This window comes from Pseudoruminococcus sp. (assembly GCF_047012705.1).
Lineage (GTDB): Bacteria > Bacillota > Clostridia > Oscillospirales > Acutalibacteraceae > Pseudoruminococcus.
In genome coordinates, this window is record NZ_JBKXNW010000002.1 from 232,328 (window position 1) to 254,498 (window position 22,171).

22 protein-coding genes and 1 riboswitch are annotated in these 22,171 nt (G+C 37.7%); of the genes, 20 read left to right on the forward strand and 2 right to left on the reverse strand.

Features of this window, described 5'->3' with window-relative positions; all coding sequences use genetic code 11:
- The first annotated feature begins 333 nt into the window (after positions 1 to 333).
- The 6 genes from trpD to ACLU24_RS02975 all read left to right on the forward strand — a co-directional run bounded on the left by trpD (position 334) and on the right by ACLU24_RS02975 (position 5,815).
- Positions 334 to 1,347, forward strand: coding sequence for an anthranilate phosphoribosyltransferase (gene trpD / locus ACLU24_RS02950; protein WP_412610203.1), 1,014 nt, complete (start codon positions 334 to 336; stop codon positions 1,345 to 1,347).
- Between the two features lie 17 nt (positions 1,348 to 1,364).
- Positions 1,365 to 2,141: an indole-3-glycerol phosphate synthase TrpC gene (gene trpC, locus ACLU24_RS02955; RefSeq protein ID WP_412610204.1), complete on the forward strand. Its 777-nt coding sequence runs from the start codon at positions 1,365 to 1,367 to the stop codon at positions 2,139 to 2,141.
- A 14-nt stretch (positions 2,142 to 2,155) separates the two neighbouring features.
- Entirely contained in the window at positions 2,156 to 2,764 is a 609-nt protein-coding gene (locus tag ACLU24_RS02960) for a phosphoribosylanthranilate isomerase (RefSeq protein WP_412610206.1), read from the forward strand.
- Between the two features lie 2 nt (positions 2,765 to 2,766).
- On the forward strand, positions 2,767 to 3,951 hold the full coding sequence (trpB, locus tag ACLU24_RS02965) for a tryptophan synthase subunit beta (protein ID WP_412610208.1): 1,185 nt from the start codon (positions 2,767 to 2,769) through the stop codon (positions 3,949 to 3,951).
- The gene (gene trpA / locus ACLU24_RS02970) at positions 3,944 to 4,720 is read left to right on the forward strand and encodes a tryptophan synthase subunit alpha (RefSeq protein ID WP_412610209.1); all 777 of its coding nucleotides are present in this window, start codon (positions 3,944 to 3,946) and stop codon (positions 4,718 to 4,720) included. Before trpB ends, trpA begins: the two co-directional genes overlap by 8 nt.
- 264 nt (positions 4,721 to 4,984) lie before the next feature.
- Positions 4,985 to 5,815 carry an alpha/beta hydrolase fold domain-containing protein gene (locus ACLU24_RS02975; protein ID WP_412610211.1) on the forward strand — a complete coding sequence of 277 codons (831 nt, stop codon included), beginning with the start codon at positions 4,985 to 4,987 and terminating at the stop codon, positions 5,813 to 5,815.
- Here ACLU24_RS02975 and ACLU24_RS02980 read toward each other — a convergent pair whose 3' ends face one another.
- Entirely contained in the window at positions 5,816 to 6,703 is an 888-nt protein-coding gene (locus ACLU24_RS02980; RefSeq protein ID WP_412610212.1) for a DUF2726 domain-containing protein, read from the reverse strand.
- 195 nt (positions 6,704 to 6,898) lie between these two features.
- Positions 6,899 to 7,072: riboswitch (Lysine riboswitch) on the forward strand.
- 129 nt (positions 7,073 to 7,201) lie between these two features.
- Between ACLU24_RS02980 and asd the strand changes: the two genes are divergently transcribed.
- The 6 genes from asd (at position 7,202) to mscL (ending at position 11,651) form a co-directional block, all read left to right on the forward strand.
- On the forward strand, positions 7,202 to 8,278 hold the full coding sequence (asd, locus tag ACLU24_RS02985; RefSeq protein ID WP_022265070.1) for an aspartate-semialdehyde dehydrogenase: 1,077 nt from the start codon (positions 7,202 to 7,204) through the stop codon (positions 8,276 to 8,278).
- 49 nt (positions 8,279 to 8,327) lie between these two features.
- Positions 8,328 to 9,215 carry a 4-hydroxy-tetrahydrodipicolinate synthase gene (gene dapA / locus ACLU24_RS02990; protein WP_412610213.1) on the forward strand — a complete coding sequence of 296 codons (888 nt, stop codon included), beginning with the start codon at positions 8,328 to 8,330 and terminating at the stop codon, positions 9,213 to 9,215.
- Positions 9,216 to 9,482: 267 nt separating this feature from the next.
- On the forward strand, positions 9,483 to 10,244 hold the full coding sequence (dapB, locus tag ACLU24_RS02995) for a 4-hydroxy-tetrahydrodipicolinate reductase (RefSeq protein ID WP_412610214.1): 762 nt from the start codon (positions 9,483 to 9,485) through the stop codon (positions 10,242 to 10,244).
- Between the two features lie 18 nt (positions 10,245 to 10,262).
- Entirely contained in the window at positions 10,263 to 10,667 is a 405-nt protein-coding gene (locus ACLU24_RS03000; protein WP_412610215.1) for an HIT domain-containing protein, read from the forward strand.
- A 38-nt stretch (positions 10,668 to 10,705) separates the two neighbouring features.
- The gene (locus ACLU24_RS03005; protein ID WP_412610216.1) at positions 10,706 to 11,161 is read left to right on the forward strand and encodes an ACT domain-containing protein; all 456 of its coding nucleotides are present in this window, start codon (positions 10,706 to 10,708) and stop codon (positions 11,159 to 11,161) included.
- 49 nt (positions 11,162 to 11,210) lie between these two features.
- Positions 11,211 to 11,651, forward strand: coding sequence for a large conductance mechanosensitive channel protein MscL (gene mscL / locus ACLU24_RS03010; RefSeq protein WP_412610218.1), 441 nt, complete (start codon positions 11,211 to 11,213; stop codon positions 11,649 to 11,651).
- Between the two features lie 13 nt (positions 11,652 to 11,664).
- Here the strand turns inward: mscL and ACLU24_RS03015 are convergent, their stop codons facing one another.
- Positions 11,665 to 11,904, reverse strand: coding sequence for a hypothetical protein (locus ACLU24_RS03015; RefSeq protein ID WP_412610219.1), 240 nt, complete (start codon positions 11,902 to 11,904; stop codon positions 11,665 to 11,667).
- 109 nt (positions 11,905 to 12,013) lie between these two features.
- Between ACLU24_RS03015 and pgeF the strand changes: the two genes are divergently transcribed.
- From pgeF to ACLU24_RS03055, 8 genes are all read left to right on the forward strand, one after another.
- Positions 12,014 to 12,847 (forward strand): peptidoglycan editing factor PgeF, encoded by an 834-nt coding sequence (gene pgeF, locus ACLU24_RS03020; RefSeq protein WP_412610220.1) that lies wholly within the window; start codon positions 12,014 to 12,016, stop codon positions 12,845 to 12,847.
- A 308-nt stretch (positions 12,848 to 13,155) separates the two neighbouring features.
- Entirely contained in the window at positions 13,156 to 15,318 is a 2,163-nt protein-coding gene (nrdD, locus tag ACLU24_RS03025; protein ID WP_412610222.1) for an anaerobic ribonucleoside-triphosphate reductase, read from the forward strand.
- Positions 15,319 to 15,389: 71 nt separating this feature from the next.
- Positions 15,390 to 16,154 (forward strand): DUF6873 family GME fold protein, encoded by a 765-nt coding sequence (locus ACLU24_RS03030; protein ID WP_412610223.1) that lies wholly within the window; start codon positions 15,390 to 15,392, stop codon positions 16,152 to 16,154.
- A 248-nt stretch (positions 16,155 to 16,402) separates the two neighbouring features.
- On the forward strand, positions 16,403 to 16,756 hold the full coding sequence (locus tag ACLU24_RS03035) for a NusG domain II-containing protein (protein WP_412610224.1): 354 nt from the start codon (positions 16,403 to 16,405) through the stop codon (positions 16,754 to 16,756).
- 10 nt (positions 16,757 to 16,766) lie between these two features.
- On the forward strand, positions 16,767 to 17,336 hold the full coding sequence (locus tag ACLU24_RS03040; protein ID WP_412610225.1) for a Gx transporter family protein: 570 nt from the start codon (positions 16,767 to 16,769) through the stop codon (positions 17,334 to 17,336).
- 275 nt (positions 17,337 to 17,611) lie between these two features.
- Positions 17,612 to 19,129: an FMN-binding protein gene (locus tag ACLU24_RS03045; protein ID WP_412610226.1), complete on the forward strand. Its 1,518-nt coding sequence runs from the start codon at positions 17,612 to 17,614 to the stop codon at positions 19,127 to 19,129.
- Between the two features lies 1 nt (position 19,130).
- Positions 19,131 to 20,201, forward strand: coding sequence for an FAD:protein FMN transferase (locus tag ACLU24_RS03050; protein ID WP_412610227.1), 1,071 nt, complete (start codon positions 19,131 to 19,133; stop codon positions 20,199 to 20,201).
- A gap of 135 nt (positions 20,202 to 20,336) precedes the next feature.
- Positions 20,337 to 22,040: a hypothetical protein gene (locus tag ACLU24_RS03055; protein ID WP_412610228.1), complete on the forward strand. Its 1,704-nt coding sequence runs from the start codon at positions 20,337 to 20,339 to the stop codon at positions 22,038 to 22,040.
- Positions 22,041 to 22,171: the final 131 nt, after the last annotated feature.

Consider the following 22,171-nt stretch of genomic DNA (forward strand, 5'->3'; position numbering starts at 1 on the left):
TAAAGGCTTGCGGATTCCAAAGGCAGAGCCTTTGGTGGGTTTTAAGGGCGAAGCCCTTAACATTCTTTACTTCTGAGTGCGGACGAAGTCCGCACTTGGTGACTAATGTTGTTAACAAAAGAAATTTTAGTGGCGAACAAAGTTCGCCACTAAAGAGGCAAGATAAGTTAAGGGCGTTGCCCTTAAAACCTATGAGGGACTCCGTCCCTCAACCCTGCGAGCCTTTGAAAAGGCTCGAGCGAAACTTTTAGCTGTCTTGGGGCAGTGCAATAGCTTATCAATGATAATTATTTTTAGTTTTAGATAAAACCTAATATAAGGAGTGAATTTTTTATGATAAAGGAAGCAATTCATAAATTAGTACTTGGAGAAAATCTTAGTACAGAAGAAACAGAAAAAGTTATGAGTGAGATTATGGGCGGAGAGGCTACAAACGCTCAGATTTCAGCATTTTTGACAGCACTCAGAATCAAGGGCGAAACTGTTGATGAGATTACAGCTTGTGCAAAAGTTATGCGTGATATGGCAGTAAGACTCAAAACAAATGGAGATGTACTCGAAATTGTCGGAACAGGCGGTGACGAAGTAGGAACTTTCAATATCTCAACTACTTCAGCATTCGTAATTGCGGCAGGCGGAGTTACTGTTGCAAAGCACGGAAACAGAAGTGTTTCAAGTAAGAGTGGTGCTGCTGATGTTCTCGAAAAACTCGGTGCTAAAATCACCATCACAGCAGAACAGAATGAAAAGGTTCTTAATGATTGCGGATTTGCATTTATGTTTGCACCAGGCTATCATTCATCTATGAAATATGCCGCACCTGTAAGAAAAGAAATCGGAATAAGAACAGTATTTAATGTTCTCGGACCTCTTACAAATCCTGCATTTGCTACAATGCAGCTTATGGGTGTATATGAAGATGCACTTGTAAAGCCGATGGCACAGGTACTTAAAAATCTTGGAATCAAGTCCGGAATGGTTGTTTGCGGTGACCATAAGCTTGATGAGGCTACTGTTACAGGAGATAACCTCGTTTGTGAGATTAAAAACGGCGAAATCAAGGAATACACAATCAATCCTGAAACACTTGGCTTTAAGAAAGCAAACCTTGAAGATATTATCGGAGGTACACCTGAGGAAAACGCACAAATTACTCGTGATATTCTTTCAGGCAAGCTCACAGGTGCAAAGCGTGACACAGTTGTTCTCAATTCTGCACTTTGCTTCTATATTGCAGATAAAGCAGAAACTGTTGAGGACGGCATAAAGCTTGCAAATGAGCTTATTGACAGCGGAAAGGCATATGAACAGCTTGAAAAATATGTCAGCCTTACAAATAAGTATTGATAACAGGGAGAGATAAAATGATTCTCGATACATTAGCTGAATCTACAAGAAAGCGTGTTGAGGCAAGAAAGCTGATAACTCCTTTAGAAAAGATAAAGAGAAAAGCAAGCCTTGTTGGAATGGGCGGTTTTGAATTTGAGAACGCTCTCAAGAAGGACGATATGGCATTTATCTGCGAGGTTAAAAAGGCATCGCCTTCAAAGGGGATAATTGCAGAGCGTTTTCCTTATCTTGAGATTGCTTCAGAATATTACAGAGCCGGTGCAGACGCTATATCCGTTCTTACCGAGCCTGAATATTTTAAGGGCAGTGACGATTTTCTTCACGAAATCAGCAAGACAGTTCCGACACCGCTTTTGCGTAAGGATTTTACGATTGATGAATATATGATTTATGAGGCAAGGCTTATGGGAGCGTCAGCGGTGCTTTTAATATGTGCCTTGCTTGATACAGAAACTCTCAAAAGCTATATCGAAATTTGCGATAGCTTAGGTCTTTCCGCTTTGGTAGAGGCTCATTCCGAGGAAGAAGTTGAATCTGCGCTTAATGCGGGAGCAAGAGTTATCGGTGTAAATAATCGTGACCTCAGAACCTTTGAAGTCGATATAGAAAATTGTATGCGTCTGCGTTCACTCGTTCCGAATGATATAATATTTGTTGCGGAGAGTGGAATTAAAACATCCGAGGATATAAACAGACTTCGTTCTGCAAATGTCAATGCAGTCCTTATCGGAGAAACTCTTATGAGAGCCGAAGATAAAAAGGCGGCACTTGATGCCCTCAAAGGACTTTGAAACGGGGTGATTAAATGCCCAAGATAAAAATATGCGGGCTGAAAAGATTGGAAGATATTTATGCTGTGAATGAATATAAGCCAGATTATATCGGCTTTGTATTTGCGGGCAAAAAGCGTTGTATAAGTCCGGAACTTGCATATGAGCTTAAACAGAATTTAGATAACAGCATAAAAGCAGTCGGAGTTTTCGTAAATGCAGAGATTGAATTTATTCTCAAGCTTGTTGAGAGCGGAACCATAGATGTTATACAGCTTCACGGCGATGAGGATAACGCATATATACAAGAACTTCGCTCGAAAACTTCTGCACCGATAATCAAAGCAGTAAGGGTAAAATCCGCCGAAGATATTTTTGCGAACGAGAATATTCAATGCGATTATCTTTTGCTTGATACCTATGCTGATAATGTCTATGGCGGTACAGGTAAGGCTTTTAATTGGAATATAATTCCGAAAATAAGTAAGCCGTTTTTCTTGGCAGGTGGTCTTACACCTGAAAATATAGCTACTGCTGCAAAGGTAAATCCATATTGCCTTGATATAAGCAGTGGAGTAGAAACTGATGGCTTTAAGGATAAAACGAAAATAGAAAAGGCAATTAAAATTGTAAGGAGTGTTTAAAAATGTCAAAAGGAAAGTTCGGCGTACACGGAGGACAATATATTCCTGAAACGCTGATGAATGCCGTAATCGAACTTGAGGAGGCATATAACAAATATAAAAATGACCCTGAATTTAATGCAGAGCTTGAAAAACTTAACAGAGAATATACAGGCAGACCATCACTTCTTTATTATGCAGAGCATATGACCAAGGATTTAGGCGGTGCTAAGATTTATCTCAAGAGAGAGGATTTAAACCACACCGGTTCACACAAGATAAACAATGTTATCGGACAAATGCTTCTTGCAAAGAGAATGGGCAAAACTCGCGTCATAGCTGAAACCGGCGCAGGACAGCACGGCGTTGCAACTGCGACTGTTGCCGCACTTATGGGTATGGAATGTGAAATCTATATGGGCGAAACAGATACAGAGCGTCAGGCACTCAATGTTTATCGTATGGAGCTTCTCGGAGCAAAGGTTCACCCTGTAACAAGCGGTACAAAGACTCTTAAAGACGCTGTCAACGAAACTCTAAGAGAGTGGACAGCAAGAATAGAAGATACACATTATGTTCTCGGTTCGGTTATGGGACCACATCCATTCCCAACAATAGTTCGTGATTTCCAATCCGTAATAAGTAAGGAGATTAAGAGCCAGATACTCGAAAAAGAGGGCAGACTTCCTGATGTAGTTCTCGCTTGTGTAGGCGGCGGAAGTAATGCTATGGGTGCTTTCTATAACTTCATCGAAGATAAAGATGTTCGCCTTATTGGTTGTGAGGCTGCCGGCAGAGGTGTAGATACCGGACTTACTGCGGCAACAATAGCAAAAGGTACGCTTGGAATCTTCCACGGAATGAAATCCTATTTCTGTCAGGATGAATTTGGTCAGATTGCACCTGTTTATTCAATTTCAGCAGGTCTTGACTATCCTGGAATCGGCCCTGAACACGCACATCTCCACGATATTGGCAGAGCAGAATATGTTCCTGTTACAGATGATGAGGCTGTCGATGCGTTTGAATATCTTTCAAGAATCGAAGGCATTATTCCTGCGATTGAAAGTGCTCACGCGGTTGCTTACGCAAAGAAACTTGCTCCAACACTCGGCAAGGATAAGATTATGGTTATAAATATCTCAGGCAGAGGAGATAAAGATGTTGCAGCGATTGCAAGATATAGGGGGAAGGATATTCATGAATAAGCTAAGTAAAGCATTTGAAAAAGGAAAAGCATTTATACCTTTTGTTACAGCAGGCGACCCTGACCTTGAAACCACCGAGAAAGTAATTCTCGCTATGGCAGAGGTCGGTGCAGACCTTATAGAAATCGGAATACCATTTTCTGACCCTGTTGCAGAGGGACTTGTTATTCAAAAAGCTGATGAAAGAGCCTTGGCAAGCGGCACAACAACAGATAAGATTTTCGCTATGGTTAAATCTATCAGAACAAAGACAGATATTCCGCTTGCATTTATGACATATATAAATCCGATTTTCGTATATGGCAGTGAACGCTTTATTAAAAATTCCAAGGAATGTGGAATTGATGCACTTATAGTTCCTGATTTACCATTTGAGGAGAAGGACGAGCTTTCAGAAATCTGCAAGGCTAATGATGTTCGCCTTATATCTCTTGTTGCCCCGACATCTCACGAGAGAATAACTACAATCGCAAAAGAAGCTGAGGGCTTTGTGTATGTAGTATCATCACTTGGTGTTACAGGCGTAAGAAGTGAGATAAAGACAGATATAGGCGAAATGGTAAAGCTTATCAAACAAGCTAAGGATATTCCTTGTGCTGTTGGTTTTGGTATTTCTACACCAGAACAAGCCGCAAATATGGCAAAGCTTTCAGACGGTGCAATCGTAGGAAGTGCAGTTGTCCGTATAATCGAGAAATATGGCAAGGATAGCGTAATGCCTGTTGCTGATTATGTCAAGGAAATGGCAGATGCAGTACATAATGTTTAAAGCTTTTCGCTAATATAAAAATCAATATTAAATCAAATGCCACAGCTCAAAGCAAAATGAGTTGTGGCATTTTTGTATATAGGTGTCAACCTGACTACCAGTGATAAATCTTGCTTTTAATAAATTAGAGAAAATTGTTGATATATGTTATAATAGATAGTTTTTTAATAATATAAATAATAATTGGTAACTATTGACCATAGTGTGACCTTAGTGATATAATTTATATATTGAGATAGCTTATAAAATCAGGAGGATATTTTTATGAAAAGAACTATTTCTATAAATCCTACAAAACCTCAATATATTACTGTTACAAATCTAAGTTATGCACAGGTTGACTATTGGTTCGGACACGCAAGAATGGACTTAAAGCTTGATATAACTTTCCCAGAAGAACATACCGAAAAGAAATATCCTTGCATTGTGTGGATATGTGGTGGTGGTTGGCTTTCTATGGACAAATCTGTTCATATGGCTTATCTTTCAAAACTTGCTTTAGAGGGCTTCGTTGTTGCAAGTGTTCAGTATAGAACAAGCAATGAAACTTCATATCCATCTCAGATTCAAGATGTGAAAGCCGGTATAAGATATTTAAAAGCACATTCTGAAAGGTATCATATAGATATTGAAAGAATAGGCATAATGGGAGATTCTGCTGGTGGTTATCTTACAGCTATGGCAGCGTTTGATAACGATAAATCACTTGATATTGGAGCTTATCTTGATTATTCAAGTGAAGTCAAGGCGGCTTGTATGTGGTATCCGCCGACAAATCTTGCTGAGTTTATGAATACAAATCCTACCTCTCCAGAAAAACTTATGCTTGGAGCAGAACTTTCAAATGAAAAATCTGCCTTAGAGTCATCGCCAGTAAATTTTGTAAGAGAGAATTTGCCACCAAGCCTTATTATTCATGGTACAAATGATAATACAGTGCCATTTTCACAAGGTGAGGAACTTTATGAAAAATTAAATTCATTTGGTAATGATGTAGAGCTTATTGCGATTGACGGGGCAGACCATGCAGACGAGCATTTCTTTCAGGACGAGATCTGGTCAGAAATCCTATCATTCTTCAAAGCAAAGTTATAATTATCTATCATAGTAAGGTGTATTTTCATATCCATCCTTTTGTAGTCTGAAAACCATTTTATCCAGTCGTTTCTTCCAAAAAACCTTGAACCATTTTTGTTTCCCAAAGAGCTTAACTATTTTTGGGCTAATTTTATAATATGTTTTGATAAACAATCTTCCAGGAAAAGATTTGCTTAGCTTAAAATCTCTAAATCGTCTTAAAGTCCAAACCTGTGGGCAATCATATGAGCCATATACACAGGTTGCAACATAACAGCCACCTGAATTTTTCTGAGTTTTTTGACTGTTTTCTGTAGGCTTGCTGTGAGCAATTCTTTTTATAGGTAATTCCGAAAGAGTAGTATCTATTCTTTTCTTGATATATTCTTTGTTTACACCATAAGATGTCCAAAGAGTGATTATTGGAATGCCTGCTTCATCACATATATTATGTACTTTTTGGTCACGCTCTTTACGCTGGTTTGAACTATGAGATGAATCATTTATTTCAATAAATATAAGTGGCTTAAATTCAGAATCTGTAATTAAAAAATCTATGTTTCTGAAAAGTTCATTTTGAAAATGAGAAGAATCGTCATCTTTAGAAATGACAGCAGCGAGATTTATTTGTGGAAAAAGCAAGTAGTTATCGGGGATAAGCTCTTTAATAGCATTATAAAATCCTTTTTCTGTTTCAGTAATGAGCGACGGCTTAGGATTATAAATAAATTTTTGAGATTGTTGTGTATCATTACTTTGAGTTGAGGAACTTTCGCAATTTGAATTTGGACTATGCCATTTGCCACATTTTTCACACTTGATAAGTTTACCATCTTTAGAAAGATAATAGCATTTTTTACACAGATTATATCTGCCACTATCTTCTCCGCAAGATTCGCAAATCATATTAAACCCTCCTGAAATATACATTGTTTTTATTTAAGTGTATCATATTTGTAAAATTTTGTAAATAATATTGTACAAAATAAATCTTTAATTTTTACTATTTTATAATAGCAAAAACTTCTTTCTAAAGTTGCTTCAAAAAGGTTGACACAAAGTCGTATAAATGATATATTATGAACTGTAAGAATTTTTAAATTCCGGGATAGAGGTGCGTTAATTCGTGTAGCAAGGAGGAGAGTTCCGAAATCTGAGATACCTTGCGAATAGAATTATCGCCGAAGCGTAGGGTTATGGTAAAACCTTTCGCTGGCCGTGTGGAACATCTACATATGGCTGTCATCATACTTATGATGGAGAGCTATTCTTTATATAATATAGAGGCAGCTTAATAATATCAGAAGTATGAACCGGTTTTTATTGAACCGGTTTTTTGTTGCTCTTTTATTCGGGATAACGAAATTTTTTGCCATAAGGCAATGCAAAAGGAGTTTTTATATTATGAAAAAGTACAATGTAGGTATTATCGGTGCTACAGGCATGGTCGGACAGCGTTTTGCTACACTTCTTGAGAACCATCCTTGGTTCAATGTTGTTGCTCTCGCAGCAAGTGCTCGTTCAGCAGGCAAAACATATAAAGAAGCAGTCGCTAATCGTTGGGCTATGACAACACCTATTCCAAAAGCTATGGAAGATATGGTTATCCTTGATGCTGCAAATGTAGAAGAAGTTGCGTCTAAGGTTGATTTCGTATTCTGTGCTGTTGATATGAAGAAGGACGAAATCAAGGCTTTGGAAGAGGCTTATGCAAAGGCAGAGTGCCCGGTTGTTTCTAATAACAGTGCTAACCGTTTCACACCTGATGTTCCTATGATTATCCCAGAAATCAATGACGAGCATCTTAAAATTATCGAGGCTCAGAGAAAGCGTCTTGGCACAAAGAAAGGCTTTGTTGCTGTTAAATCTAACTGCTCACTTCAGAGCTATGTTCCTGCTATACACCCACTTCTCAAGTATGGTGTTAAGAAGGTTCTTGCTTGCACATATCAGGCAATTTCAGGTGCAGGAAAAACTTTCGAGCGTTGGCCTGAAATGGTAGATAACCTTATTCCATATATCGGCGGCGAGGAAGAGAAGTCCGAGCAAGAGCCACTCAAGATTTGGGGTAAAATCGAAAACGGCGAAATCGTTAAGACTAATACTCCTGCAATCACAGCTCAGTGCCTCCGTGTTCCTGTAAGTGACGGACACACAGCAGCAGTTTTTGTAGAACTTGAGCAAAAGCCATCAGTTGAGGAAATCATCGAAACTTGGGAATCTTATAGCGGTAAGCCACAAGAGCTTCAGCTTCCAAGTGCTCCAAAGCAATTCCTCCACTATTTCAGAGAGCCAGACCAACCACAGATTAAATCAGCAAGAACACTTGAAAATGGTATGGCTATTTCTGTTGGCAGACTCAGAGAGGATACTCAGTATACTTACAAGTTTGTTTGTATGTCACATAATACTCTCAGAGGTGCAGCAGGCGGTGCAGTTCTTCTTGCAGAACTTCTTGCAGCAGAAGGTTATTTTGACTAATTAAATTCTAATCCTAATAAATCTAAAATCTATAAAACGGGGTGATACTATGTCAGAACACATTTTTGAGGGTTCAGGCGTTGCTATTATTACACCTATGAATCCCGATGGCTCAGTAAACTTTGACGAGCTTGGACGAATTATCGATTTCCAAATCGAAAATGGTACTGATGCAATTATAACCTGTGGTACAACAGGTGAATCCGCAACTCTCAATAACGAGGAACATTGCGAGGTTATTGAGTACACTATCAAGAAGGTTGCACATCGTGTACCTGTTATTGCAGGTGCAGGAAGCAATGACACAAACTATGCAATAGGACTTTCAAAGCACGCTCAGGCTGTTGGTGCAGACGCTATTCTTTCCGTTACACCATATTATAATAAGACCTCTCAGGCAGGACTTATCCGCCACTATACAGCTATTGCAGATAATGTTGATATTCCGATTATTCTTTATAATGTTCCGTCAAGAACAGGCTGTAACATTAAGCCGGAAACATATTACGAACTCTCCAAGCACCCGAATATCAAGGCTACTAAGGAAGCTAACGGCGATACATCAGCACTTGTACGCACAATGGCTCTTTGCGGAGATAACCTTGATGTATATTCAGGCGAGGATAGTCAGGCTTTCACAATTACTGCTATGGGCGGTAAGGGTGTTATTTCCGTATTTGCAAATATATGCCCTAAGGAAAGCCACGAGCTTGTAGCTGCTGCACTTGCAGGTGATTTCAAGAAGTCATTTGAGATGCAGAAGAAGTATATCAAGCTTATGGATATGCTTTTCTCAGATGTCAACCCTATTCCGATTAAGGAAGCTATGAATATGTTCGGCTTCAACTGTGGAGACTGCCGTTTGCCACTTACTGCTATGAGCGAAAGCGGTCACGAGGCATTGAGAAAGACTCTCGTTGAATACGGCCTTATTTAAGCAGCGCTCCGCAGTCAAGACGCGGAATCGCTTAGCTAATGCACTGCCCCAAGAAACTTAGAAGTTTCGCTCGAGCCTTTTCTACACCAGCTTTGCTGGTGAAAGCTGCTCGCAGGGTTGAGGGACGGAGTCCCTCATGGGTTTTAAGGGCAACGCCCTTAACATCCTTTACTCTTGAGCGGCGGACTTTGTCCGCCGCTTAATTTCTTATGTTTTATATAAGTGTGTTAGCTTACTATGATTTTTAAATAAAAGGATGTGTAAACGATGACAAAGATAGTTCTTTGTGGAGCTTGCGGAAAGATGGGAGCAGCTATCGCTGCTGCTGTTGATAATCGTTCCGATTGTGAAATTGTTGCAGGCGTTGATATTGCAAAAAAAGAAGGCTTAGGATTCCCGGTATACAGCAGTTTTGCAGAAATAGCAGAAACTGCCGATGTAGTAATCGACTTTTCTAATCCTGCTTGTCTCGATGATATGCTTGCATATTGCATTGAAAAGAAGTTGCCTGCTGTAATATGCACAACAGGTTATAGCCCTGAACAGGTTGCACAGATTAAGGAAGCTTCAAAGGAAATTGCTATTTTCTATTCAGGAAATATGTCACTCGGTATAAATCTTCTAATCGAGCTTTCCAAGAAAGCCGCTAAGGTATTTGGTGAAAGCTTTGATATAGAGATTATCGAAAAGCATCATAACCAAAAGCTCGATGCACCGAGCGGTACAGCACTTATGATAGCTGATGCAATAACAGAGTACGCAAAAAATGACGCACAGTATGTTTATGACCGCCACGCATACAGAAAAAAGCGTGATAAGCGTGAAATCGGCATCCACGCTGTTCGTGGTGGAAATATTGTCGGCGAACACGAAGTACTTTTTGCAGGTACAGATGAGCTTTTCACAATAAGTCATTCTGCCCGTTCAAAGTCAGTTTTTGCAGTCGGAGCAGTTAATGCGGCAGTATATATGAACGGTCAGTCAGCCGGAATGTACGATATGAGCGACTTACTCTCCGCACAAAATTAAAATTCTTAGGAGTTATTTATGTGTGATTGTATTTTTTGTAAGATAATTAAAAATGAAATTCCAAGTTTGAAAATATATGAAAACTCGAATGTTCTTGTTATTTTGGATGTTGCAAAAGATGTGAACGGGCATATGTTAGCAATTCCTAAAAAGCATATTAAAAATATTCTTGACTGTGATGAGGAAACGCTTCATCAACTGATTAGCACAGTTAAATTGGTGTCAGAACATTGTGTTAATGAGTGTGGATATGACGGCATAAACTTATTAAATGCGAATGAAGAAAGCGCTGGACAGTCTGTTCCGCATTTTCATATTCATATTATTCCAAGAAAGAATAACGATGATATAGACGCATGGCCACGCTTTAATGGTGCAACACTTTCAAATGAAATAGCATATGAAAGGCTGCATATTAAATAAAATAATAATATTTTATAACTTGAAAGGAGCTGTTTGTTTTGAGTAAATTTAACCCTGTTATTAAAACCTGTGAAGATGTCACATTGATTAAACTTATGAATGTACCGAGTGATATGGCGTTTATAGGAGAGGTATTCGGAAAAATTGCAGAACTTTCTGTAGATGTAAATATGATTTCACTTTCAGAAAACAGTAACCGTTCAGTTCTTGCTTTTACTGTCAAGGACGATGATTTTATTAAAACTGTGGAGTATACATCTAAGCTCAAAGATGGCTCTGTAAAGCCAATAGTTTCTAGCGGAAACTGCATTATTTCTATAGTTGATGTTGCTATGGAGAATGCCCCGGGTGTCGCTGCAAAGGTATTTAAGACCTTGGCTGAGGCAAATGTACAGATTATGCTTATTACAACGAGTGAATCACAAATTTCTGTACTTGTAACTCGTGCAGACTTCGATGACGCAGTAGATAGTCTTAACCGCCAGTTTGCATAAAATAAAGGACGAATATTATTCGCCCATAAATTCAGAGGTATGATATACTGTGAAAAAGTTTTTTAGAGAATTTAAAGAATTTGCACTTCGTGGAAGTGTAATGGACCTTGCAATCGGTGTTATCATAGGTGCGGCATTTCAAGCAATAGTTAATTCACTTGTAAAGGATATTATGTCGCCTTTGATAGGACTTGTCGCAAAAACAGATTTATCAGATTTGTCTGTTGAGATTTTCGGCGTAAGTGTGAAGTATGGTTCGTTTTTAACAGCGGTTATCAACTTCATCATTATGGCATTTGTCATCTTTCTGCTTGTTAAGGGACTTAATGCTTTATCAAGACTCGGAAAGAAAAACAAGCCCGAGGAGACTGAAGAGCCTACCGTCAAGACTTGTCCTTTCTGTATGACAGAGATTGATATTAAGGCTACACGCTGTCCACACTGCACATCTCATCTTGATGAGGTTTTCGCAGATGCAGACAAGGATTAAGCCCAAAATTTAATTATAACATAAAGTCTTCGGGAGAGTATTTCTGAAGCGGAGGAAGCCTATTTGGTTCACGCTTTAGAGGGTCATATTTAAATTTCTTACAGCCGCCCTCTTGAGGTGTTGAACCGCTGTAACAAAGAATAGTTCCGTCATCTTTAACTCGACCGAAACAGCAATATTCGCACTTTGGCTCAATATTGTTGCCGAAAAGTTTTTTCTGAAAAGGCAGCTTTATATTATTTAGGTTAATCATAAATCATCATTCCTTATCTTAAATAAACGCCGAAGTGCGTATTATTGTCTATCGACCTATTATAACACTTTTTGCAAAATATTGCAAATATCGTATTAGGAGAATGAATGTGATATTCAAGAGCGATAATACAAACTTAAATTTTGTCAACGGAGTTGGCTTTTTAACATTTCCTAATCTTTCAGAATTGGATTTTGTTAAGCACGCATTTTCTACACGCATTGGCGGTGTTAGTGATAACGAATTTAAGTCTATGAACCTTGCATTTGGCAGAGGGGATTCTGACGAAAATGTCAGAGAGAATTATAAGCTTATGTGCGATGCAGTGGGTTTTGATTACTCAACGCTTGTAAGTTCTGCACAAGACCATCATACCTTTGTACGCAAGGTTACTTCTGCGGATTGCGGCATAGGAATTGAGCGTCCTAAGGATATACTCAGTGTAGACGGTCTTATGACTAATGAGCCTAATGTTACGCTTGTGACGCATTATGCGGATTGTACGCCGCTTCTTTTTGCCGACCCAGAAAAGCGTGTTATAGCAACCTCACACGCCGGCTGGAGAGGCACAGCCAGCAGAATGGGGCAGGTTACGGTTGAGCGAATGACCGAAGAATATGGTTGTGACCCAGAGGATATTATAGCAGTTGTAGGTCCTGCGATAGGTGGTTGCTGTTATGAAGTCGATACACCTGTTTATGAGAAATTTGCCTCAATGATAGATTTGCGTCCGGCATATTTCACAAAATCACTTGGCAGGGGAAAGCATATTGTCGATTTAAAGGAAGTAAACCGCAGAACTTTGCTTAATGCGGGTTTATTGCCTGAAAATATTCTTGTCAGTGACCTTTGCACAAAATGCAACAGTGACCTTCTATTTTCGCATAGAGCAACAAACGGTAAGCGTGGAGGCTTAAGTGCTTTCATTTCTATTGTTGAATAATCATCAATATACAATTATTAAATAAACTATATATATCAATGGTTTTAAATTTAAGATTTATTTTTTAAATTTCCTTGAAGTAAAATTATTTAGCAAAATTTGTTGTATAGTTATTTATGTTCGCATTTTGATTAGGGTACTCTACATTTTGTGGTTTATAAAAATTTGTTAAATCTATATATTGACAACTTTTCCTAATAGTGCTACTATATATTGTATCACAAACAGGAAAATATCTTAGCTTTATATTCTGAAAGCCTGTTTGCAAGCAGGCTTTTTTATTGCGATTTTTTAAGGGAGTATTTAAAATGAAAATTATTAAGCGTAATGGTACAGAAGTCGTTTTCGATATAACTAAAATTATTGCAGCAATTACAAAAGCAAATAATGCAGATGATTCCTCAAAAGAGCTTTCTCGTGAACAGATTGTCAGAATAGCTGCATCGGTTGAACAGAAATGCAACTCTATAAATCGTGCTCCAAGCGTCGAAGAAATTCAGGATATGGTTGAGCAGAAGATTATGGAGCAAGGAGCTTTTGAGGTTGCTAAACGATATATAAAGTATCGTTATAATCGTACTCTCGTAAGAAGAGCAAATACTACTGATAATCAGATTCTTAGTCTTATCGAATGTAATAACGAAGAGGTTAAGCAAGAAAATTCAAATAAAAATCCAACTGTAAATAGCGTTCAGCGTGATTATATGGCAGGTGAGGTCAGCAAGGATATTTCAAAGCGTCTTCTTTTGCCAAGAGAGATTGTCAAGGCTCACGAGGAAGGTGTAATTCATTTTCACGATATGGATTACTACGCACAACATATGCACAACTGCGACCTTGTCAACCTTGAGGATATGCTACAGAATGGAACAGTTATTTCCGGCACTCTCATCGAAAAACCACACAGTTTTTCAACAGCTTGTAATATCGCAACACAGATTATAGCTCAGGTTGCAAGTAGTCAGTATGGTGGTCAGAGTATCAGTCTTGCACATCTTGCACCATTCGTACAGGTTTCAAGAAATAAGATTCGCAAAGATGTTATCAGAGAAGCAGAGGAACTTCACGGAGAACTTGATGAAGAAGTTGTTTCAAATATTGTCGAACGCAGACTTCGTGAAGAAATCAAGCGTGGTGTTCAGATTATTCAATATCAGGTTGTAACTCTTATGACCACAAACGGTCAGGCACCTTTTGTAACGGTATTTATGTATCTAAATGAGGCTAAGAACGCTACTGAAAGGCATGACCTCGCAATGATTATCGAGGAAACACTCCGTCAGCGTTATGAGGGTGTTAAGAATGAATCAGGAGTATGGATTACACCTGCATTTCCAAAGCTTATATATGTCCTTGAGGAAGATAATATAGAGAAAGGTTCAGAATATTATTACCTCACAGAGCTTGCTGCGAAATGCACGGCAAAGCGTCTTGTTCCTGATTATATTTCCGAAAAGAAGATGAAAGAGCTTAAAGAGGGTAACTGTTTTCCTGTTATGGGTTGTCGTTCTTGTCTTTCACCTTGGAAGGACGAAAACGGAAACTATAAGTTCTATGGTAGATTTAATCAGGGTGTTGTAACAATCAATCTCGTTGATGTAGCACTTTCATCAGGTGGAGATGTTGATAAATTCTGGGATATTTTCGATAAGCGTCTTCAACTCTGCTATGAAGCGCTTATGTGCCGTCATGAAAGATTAAAGGGTACGCTTTCAGACGCCGCACCTATTTTATGGCAGTATGGCGCGATTTCTCGTCTTAAAAAGGGAGAACCAATAGATAAGCTTTTATACGGCGGTTATTCTTCAATCTCTCTTGGCTATGCAGGACTTTGCGAGTGCGTAAGATATATGACAGGTAAATCTCACACAGACCCATCGGCAACTCCATTTGCGATAAAGATTATGGAGCATATGAATGAAGCTTGTGAGCGTTGGAAGAAAGAAACAAATATCGGCTTTGGTATATATGGAACACCGCTCGAAAGCACAACATATAGATTTGCAAAATGCTTACAAAAGCGTTTTGGAATTATTAAGGGCGTAACAGACAGAAACTATATCACAAATAGCTATCATGTTCATGTAACAGAAGATATAGATGCTTTCACAAAACTTAGTTTTGAATCAAAGTTCCAAGCACTTTCAACAGGCGGTGCCATAAGCTATATTGAAGTTCCTAATATGCAGCAGAATATTGAGGCTGTTCTCGATGTTATTAAGTTCATCTATGATAATATTATGTATGCGGAATTAAATACAAAGAGTGATTATTGTCAGGTATGTGGTTTTGATGGAGAAATTCAGATTGTCACAGATGAGGACGGTAAGCTTATTTGGGAGTGTCCGCATTGTCATAATCGTGACCAAACTAAGATGAATGTTGCGAGAAGAACTTGTGGATACATAGGCACACAATATTGGAATCAAGGTCGTACACAGGAGATTAAAGACCGTGTAATGCACTTATAAAAAATAGCTACGGTTGCTTTAGATTAAGCAAAAGCCGTAGCTATTTTTGATTATGTTTGGTGGTGAATTCAATGAATAAATCAATTTTCGTAGAAAAATCGAATCTTCCAACATCTGATGTTTCGGAGCTTATAGTTTCCGGTAGATATAAATTTGTTATAGATGAGCTTAAAAGGCTTGGAATTTCTCTAATAGAAGCTAATGAGCTTTCCAAAGTATGTGGTGCTGAAAAGTATCACGCCGATATTTCGGCAATTCATTTGTGCAATGATAATTTGCTTGTTGCTAAAAATAATACTCTTCTTGCGGATAAATTAAGCTCTCTCGGTTATAATGTTTCGCTGTCGGGAAAAATAATTTCTGGCAAGTATCCAAGCTGTACGGCACTTAATGCAGTGCTTTTAGGAGATAAAATGATATGTCGTGCATTATCTATTGATGATAAGCTTATGGAATATTGCAAGACAAATTCTATTAAAATTATTTCAGTTAAGCAAGGCTATGCCCGCTGTTCAACTGCTGTTGTTGCTGAAAGTGCAGTTATAACCTCAGATAGCGGAATATATAAGGCTTGTATTGAAAATAGCATTGACGTACTTAAAATAGAGAGTGGATATATCGAAATAGAAGGCTACGATTATGGTTTTATTGGTGGTTCTTGCGGAAAGCTTTCTAATGATATTCTTGCGTTTTGTGGCGATATAAAAGCTCATAAAAACTATAATAATATGAAAACTTTTGCTTTGAATTATGGTGTAAATCTAATTTCGCTTTCAAACAAAAATCTTTTTGATGTAGGTGGATTTATACCGACAAAGCAAGAGGAAACTTATTGATATAAATTAAAATCCTAAAAAATCTTATCATTGACAACAAAATTCCGTTGTGATAAAATAATCGGCGGACGGAATATATTACCATTGTGGCGAAATATATTGACCATAGGGGTAAATTATGTATTTCTGAAATATAACTTTACTATTTAGGGAGAAATCCCTATATTTTTTAAAGAATAGTTAATCAAAACTAACTAAAGTAAGAGGTGATAAGCATAAAAAGAAATATTATTTGTGTCATAATTTTTGTGCTGATACTAATAACTTCAACCGTTGCAGCACTTGCAATGAATAACAATGCAAAAAATCAAGATGAAAAAATAGCTCGCATTTATCAGGATAAAAAACTTATCTATACAATAGATTTAAATTCTGTTAAGGAAACATATAGATTGACCATAGATGGTAAGGATAAATCTGAAAATATAGTAGAAGTACGAAATGGCAGTATAGGAATTATAAACGCAAGCTGTCCCGACCATATCTGTATAGACACAGGATTTATAGACAATTCATCTGTACCTGTTGTTTGTTTGCCGAATAAAATTATCATAGAAATTTCGGATAATACAGATAATTCCATAGATGCAGTTGCGAATTAGGTGATGTGAATTGAGAAAAAATAATAGCTTAAATATAAGAAAAATAGCGATGCTTTCAATGTTTGTTACAATATCATTGACAATATTCGTGCTTGAAAGTTTAATGCCGCCGGTAGTTAATATTCCCGGAATAAAGCCGGGCTTTGCAAATATAGTAACGCTGTTTTTGCTTGTAAATACTAATAAACGCTCTGCATTTACAGTTTTAATTGTAAGGGTAATTTTGGCTTCAATATTCGCCGGACAGATAATGTCTTTATTTTATAGCCTTTCGGGCGGTATACTTAGTTTACTTGCGATGAGTATAGTTCTATACATAACAAAGAAAAAGACAGTGTGGTTTGCGAGTGTCGTAGGGGCAATTTTTCATAATATAGGACAAATTTTAGCCGCAGTTGTAGTTTTAGGCTCGTGGACGGTTATTGGGTATTTGCCTGTACTGTTGATTGCAGGCTGTATAACAGGCCTGATTACAGGTTTAATCACTGAATTTCTTGATAGGAGTCTTGCTAAGGGAACTTTTCTTAATAGACTTAATAAAATACTTTGTGTTAAAAAACAAGAAGTTGATATAAATTAAAAGTCTTGCTCAAGACGCATAATTGCTCGACAAGTTTCGTTCTAGCCTTTTCAAAGCACAGGAGGTAGAAAAACATTCCAATGGAATGTTTTTCTGTAGGGAACTCTTGTAGGGGGCTAAAAGGTAAATGTCGGCTAAAACTTTAAATTTAATAGTTTTTAAAGTTAGTTAATACTAATTCAAAAGGTGGGAATTTATTTAATGCTTATAGGGAAGATTTTGTCGGGATTTTTGTAGCATAAATTTCGGCAAAAATAAAAAATGGAGGGATAATAATGCTGCTTATAATTTCACTTGTGCTTGCAGTAGCTTTTGTATTTTTATGTGGAAAAGCTCTCAAAAAGCACCCAAATTTATTTTACATCGGAGCAGGAATAATAACTGCTGTATTGGCACTCATTCCGTTTGACGGCGTACCCGATTTTGTCAATAATTACATTCTTGCTTTATTCAGGAGAGGTTCTCTTGCAACAGCAATTTTCATCATTGTTATGTATACAGGAGCGTTAAAAAATGGTTCTGCAATAATGAAAAAGCTGATTGTCATTCGCGGAGAACTTTCGATTATGGCTTCAATAATGATACTTTGCCATAATATTTTCTTTGGGAAAACCTATTTTGTAAGACTTTTCACATCAGCTTCAACAATGCCTGTAACACAGCTTCTTGCCGCTATTGCATCATTGCTAATGCTTGTGATTATGATACCACTTGCAATAATGTCATTCCCAAAAGTAAGAAAGAAAATGAAACCAAAGCTTTGGAAAAAACTTCAGCGTTTTGCATATGCTTTTTATGCTTTGATTTATATTCATATCTTCCTTTTGACATATTCAAGTGCACAGGCTCGTCGAGGAGATTATGCACTTAGCCTTATTCTTTATACAATAGTTTTTGGTGTATACCTTGTAATGCGTGTCAGAAAATATCTTCTTAAAAAGAACTCAAATATCAAACTTGCTCTTAATGCAGGTTCAGGCGTTTGTGCAGCAGGAATTGTCGGAGCGGTTTGCCTTTTTGTATTCTTAGGCAATGGAAATACCGCAACACCTGCAAGAACACCGGTCAGGACTTTTGCGTATTCTGCAGAAAGTTCCGCTGCTACTGCTGATAATTCCAATTCGGAAAGCCAGCTTCCTGTTGAAACCTCAGAAGTAAGCCAGACATCAGAAACAACCTCAACCGAAAACAAAGAAGAATCTAAATCAACAACTTCTGAAAGCTCAAAGACTTCATCAAAAGTAGAAAGTAAGTCAACAAAGAGAGAAACATCAAAGAGCAATTCTCAAAGCAGTCAAGTTGCAACAAAGAGCAGTAACACTTCTAATAACAATAACACACAAAACAGTAAACCGTCTACTTCAAATAACAACAACAGCTCATCAAGTAAAAATAATACAAGTTCAAAGCCATCAACTTCTAAGCCAAGCCAATCTACAAATAAGCCGTCAAATAGTGGTAATACTGTTTCAAAGCCTGAAAAGTCAGCACAAGAAACATCAAAAGCACCTGTTGTACAAAATAAATATAAGGACGGAAAGTTCAGCGGTTCAGCCTATGGTTATGATGGGAATATCTATGTAACAATCACAATTAAGGATGATAAAATCACAAATATAGAGGCAACATCAGATGAAAGCGACCCTTGGTATTTTGAGAGCTGTGTTCAGAATGTAACATCACAAATTATCTCAAACCAAAGTACGAATGTTGACGCAACAAGCGGTGCTACATACTCCTCAGAGGGTATTATGGCAGCGGTTGAACAGGCTTTGAACAGTGCGAAGAATTGATATGAAAAAACAAATTTTAGCTTTAATAATGGTAACTCTTTCTTTGAGCCTTACAACTTGTAATAATTCAAACGGAGAAACCTCATCAGTTTATGAAATTTCTCTTGGCAGTGATTATGATGATAGCAACGAGAAAAGCCTGTCATTTTTCGCAATGGACACATATATGAATTTTAAGGCTTATGGAGAAAACGCAAAGGCTGCTGTAAACGAGGCGTCAACTATTGTAGAAGATTTGGAGAATAAGCTTTCTGTAACAAACCCTGAAAGCGAAATTTCAAAGATAAATTCTTCAGCAAATAATGCGATAAAGGTTTCAGAAGATACGCTTACACTTATATCGACCGCTCTTGATGTCAATAAAAAAAGCGATGGTGCGTTTGATATTACAATCTATCCGATAGTTAAGCTTTGGGGTTTTACAACAGGGAAGTATAAAGTTCCGAGTAGGGAAGAGCTTTCAAAAAATCTTGAATATGTTGATAGTTCAAAGATTACGCTTGACGAAAAAGCGAGTACGGTAACCGTTCCAAAGAATATCGAAATAGACCTTGGCGGAATTGCAAAGGGCTATGCCGGTAAGAAAGCCGCAGATAAAATTCGTTCTATGGGAATAGAGAGTGCCTTGCTTAATCTTGGCGGAAATATTCAAACAATAGGTTCAAAACCCGATGGCAGTGCGTGGGGAGTTTCTATATGTAATCCGGAGGATTCCTCAAAACAGCTTTGTCGTATTGAAGTAGTAGATAAGGCAGTTGTAACATCTGGTGGCTATCAGAGATATTTTGAGGAAAACGGTAAGAGTTATCATCATATAATAGACCCTAAGAGCGGATACCCGGCAGAAAATGGCTTGGTTTCTGTAACGATTGTCGATGAAGATGGTATGCTTTGCGACGCACTTTCAACAACGCTTTTTGTCTTAGGTAAGGACAAGGCTCTTGAATATTGCGAAAAATACGGTATAGAAGCTATCCTTATAACCGATGATAAGAAAATTTATGTCACAGATGAATTAAAAGAAAGCTTTTCTATAATTTACCAATCATCAGGCTATTCTCTTGCAAAATAATTTACTCATAAAAATTAGAAATTTTTTATTTTGCTTTATTGACTTTTGGAAAAAATAGGTATAAAATAAAGGTAGTTAGTTATAACTAATCAAAGGTTAGTAAAAGCTAACTAAAATATTTTCGGGAGGTTCGTTATGAACAGCAAAAAAACAGTTTCAACTGTTTTGGCGGCAGCACTGGTTCTTAGTGTGACATCAAGTGCTGCATTTGCGTCAAACAGCAGTAAAAATTCCGCAGACTATGTTTACGGTACAATGAAGATTTCGTATCACGATTTCTATTTAGGAGAAAATGTTGATACAACAAAAGGTGTTACAAGCACTGATTATGTTGATGCAGTAAGCTCTGCTACTATGAATAAGTATAAAAATCAAAGCCTCAATGCAGGTACATATACTTCAGAAAATGCAGATAACACAATGGGATATATCAACGGTGTTATTTTCCCCGTAAAAGTTTCAGCAGAAGATTATGCAGAACTTAAATCAGCAAGCAATTTTGACGAGCTTGGCTTTACAGAACTTACAGAAGCTCCGGCAGTATATAAGGAACTTACAGTAGATAATGGTGTTCTTTCCTTTGGTGAAGCAGAAGGAAAAACAGAAACTGTAGATGCAAGCTATACATTCTCAACAAACTCAAGATATGGTGACTATCAGATTTCCTTTAGTGATGTAAACAATATTTTCAATGATAATGTTGTTTATGGCGTAGTTCTTGAAACAGCAGAAGGCGATGATTACGGTCTTTATTCACAGGAGAATATCTGGAGAAATACCGAGCTTGCATGGTCAACAGGTTTTACAACAGAAGCACATGGTTGCCCACTTCGTTCAGAACCTTATGAAGCAATTATGGGTGAAACTCTTGATAATGTACAGTATATCACAGCTAACGGCATCTATAATTTCACAATGAATCAATATGTTGCAATCAAGCACAATGGTAACATTAATGTTAATGATGCTTATATTACAGACGGTTCAACAAGTTGCCTTATAAGCGATATTCCAAACGATTTTGAACCACAGGTTACAGTCGAGGGACTTGATTGCACATATAGCAACGATAAACTCAATTTCACAAATGCAATCCCTAATAAGTATACAGCAGTTTTGTCTGATGCAAAGGGCAAATATGCAAGTGTTTCAACAGATTTCACACTCAAGACAACCGCTCAGGCATCACTCAAAGACGGTCAACTTCTTCTTGATAATAAGACAGACGGTGTTGCAGATTATATCTCAGCATTCACATCTATTGCTATAACTGACCCTAATGGCGATGTTATTAAGTATATCGAAAAAGAAAGAGGCAAGCCTACTTACACAGCGGATATATTTGATGCAAATGGTGTTATAGATGTTGATGCACAGTATACAGCTGCTACAACAACCGGTAAAGGTCCAAGTGCTGTAACAACTTACGAATACGGCCCTGTATTCGGTATAGACGGAGAATATCAGATTGTTATTCAGGCGAATGGTTATGATACTGCTACACTTTCTTATACAGTAAACAGAGAACCATCTGCTCCTGAATCATCAGAGGAATCTTCAAACAATGAGCCTTCAAACGAAGATTCAAATGTTGTTTCTGACGAGTCATCAAATGAGCCATCAGAGCCAAGTGATGTTGAAAGCTCAGAAGAGTCATCAAAGAATGAGCCTTCCGAAGTAAATAGCAATGCAGATGATACAAATAGCACAAATACATCTAACGGCAAAGACGCTGGAACAGTTGCAACAGGAGCAAGCGAAACAGCTGCGGGAATTGCACTTGTCTTTATCGTAGCTGCATTGGTCGCATCAATTCTTTACAGATTTAATAAATCTTAAATTTTAAAATTTAACCATAATCTATGAAATAAAACTGGCATCGTTTTTCGGTGCCAGTTTTATTTTATTGCGAGCCGCCGTTCCCAAAACAATTAAAAGTTTTGCTCAAACTTTTTCAAAAGCTTGCAAGG

Bases quoted from the DNA above. Each gene is read 5' to 3' on its own strand.
- trpD (WP_412610203.1), top strand. From the start codon at position 334: ATGATAAAGGAAGCAATTCATAAATTAGTACTTGGAGAAAATCTTAGT.
- trpC (WP_412610204.1), top strand. From the start codon at position 1,365: ATGATTCTCGATACATTAGCTGAATCTACAAGAAAGCGTGTTGAGGCA.
- ACLU24_RS02960 (WP_412610206.1), top strand. From the start codon at position 2,156: ATGCCCAAGATAAAAATATGCGGGCTGAAAAGATTGGAAGATATTTAT.
- trpB (WP_412610208.1), top strand. From the start codon at position 2,767: ATGTCAAAAGGAAAGTTCGGCGTACACGGAGGACAATATATTCCTGAA.
- trpA (WP_412610209.1), top strand. From the start codon at position 3,944: ATGAATAAGCTAAGTAAAGCATTTGAAAAAGGAAAAGCATTTATACCT.
- ACLU24_RS02975 (WP_412610211.1), top strand. From the start codon at position 4,985: ATGAAAAGAACTATTTCTATAAATCCTACAAAACCTCAATATATTACT.
- ACLU24_RS02980 (WP_412610212.1), bottom strand. From the start codon at position 6,703: ATGATTTGCGAATCTTGCGGAGAAGATAGTGGCAGATATAATCTGTGT.
- asd (WP_022265070.1), top strand. From the start codon at position 7,202: ATGAAAAAGTACAATGTAGGTATTATCGGTGCTACAGGCATGGTCGGA.
- dapA (WP_412610213.1), top strand. From the start codon at position 8,328: ATGTCAGAACACATTTTTGAGGGTTCAGGCGTTGCTATTATTACACCT.
- dapB (WP_412610214.1), top strand. From the start codon at position 9,483: ATGACAAAGATAGTTCTTTGTGGAGCTTGCGGAAAGATGGGAGCAGCT.
- ACLU24_RS03000 (WP_412610215.1), top strand. From the start codon at position 10,263: ATGTGTGATTGTATTTTTTGTAAGATAATTAAAAATGAAATTCCAAGT.
- ACLU24_RS03015 (WP_412610219.1), bottom strand. From the start codon at position 11,904: ATGATTAACCTAAATAATATAAAGCTGCCTTTTCAGAAAAAACTTTTC.
- nrdD (WP_412610222.1), top strand. From the start codon at position 13,156: ATGAAAATTATTAAGCGTAATGGTACAGAAGTCGTTTTCGATATAACT.
- ACLU24_RS03030 (WP_412610223.1), top strand. From the start codon at position 15,390: ATGAATAAATCAATTTTCGTAGAAAAATCGAATCTTCCAACATCTGAT.
- ACLU24_RS03045 (WP_412610226.1), top strand. From the start codon at position 17,612: ATGCTGCTTATAATTTCACTTGTGCTTGCAGTAGCTTTTGTATTTTTA.
- ACLU24_RS03050 (WP_412610227.1), top strand. From the start codon at position 19,131: ATGAAAAAACAAATTTTAGCTTTAATAATGGTAACTCTTTCTTTGAGC.
- ACLU24_RS03055 (WP_412610228.1), top strand. From the start codon at position 20,337: ATGAACAGCAAAAAAACAGTTTCAACTGTTTTGGCGGCAGCACTGGTT.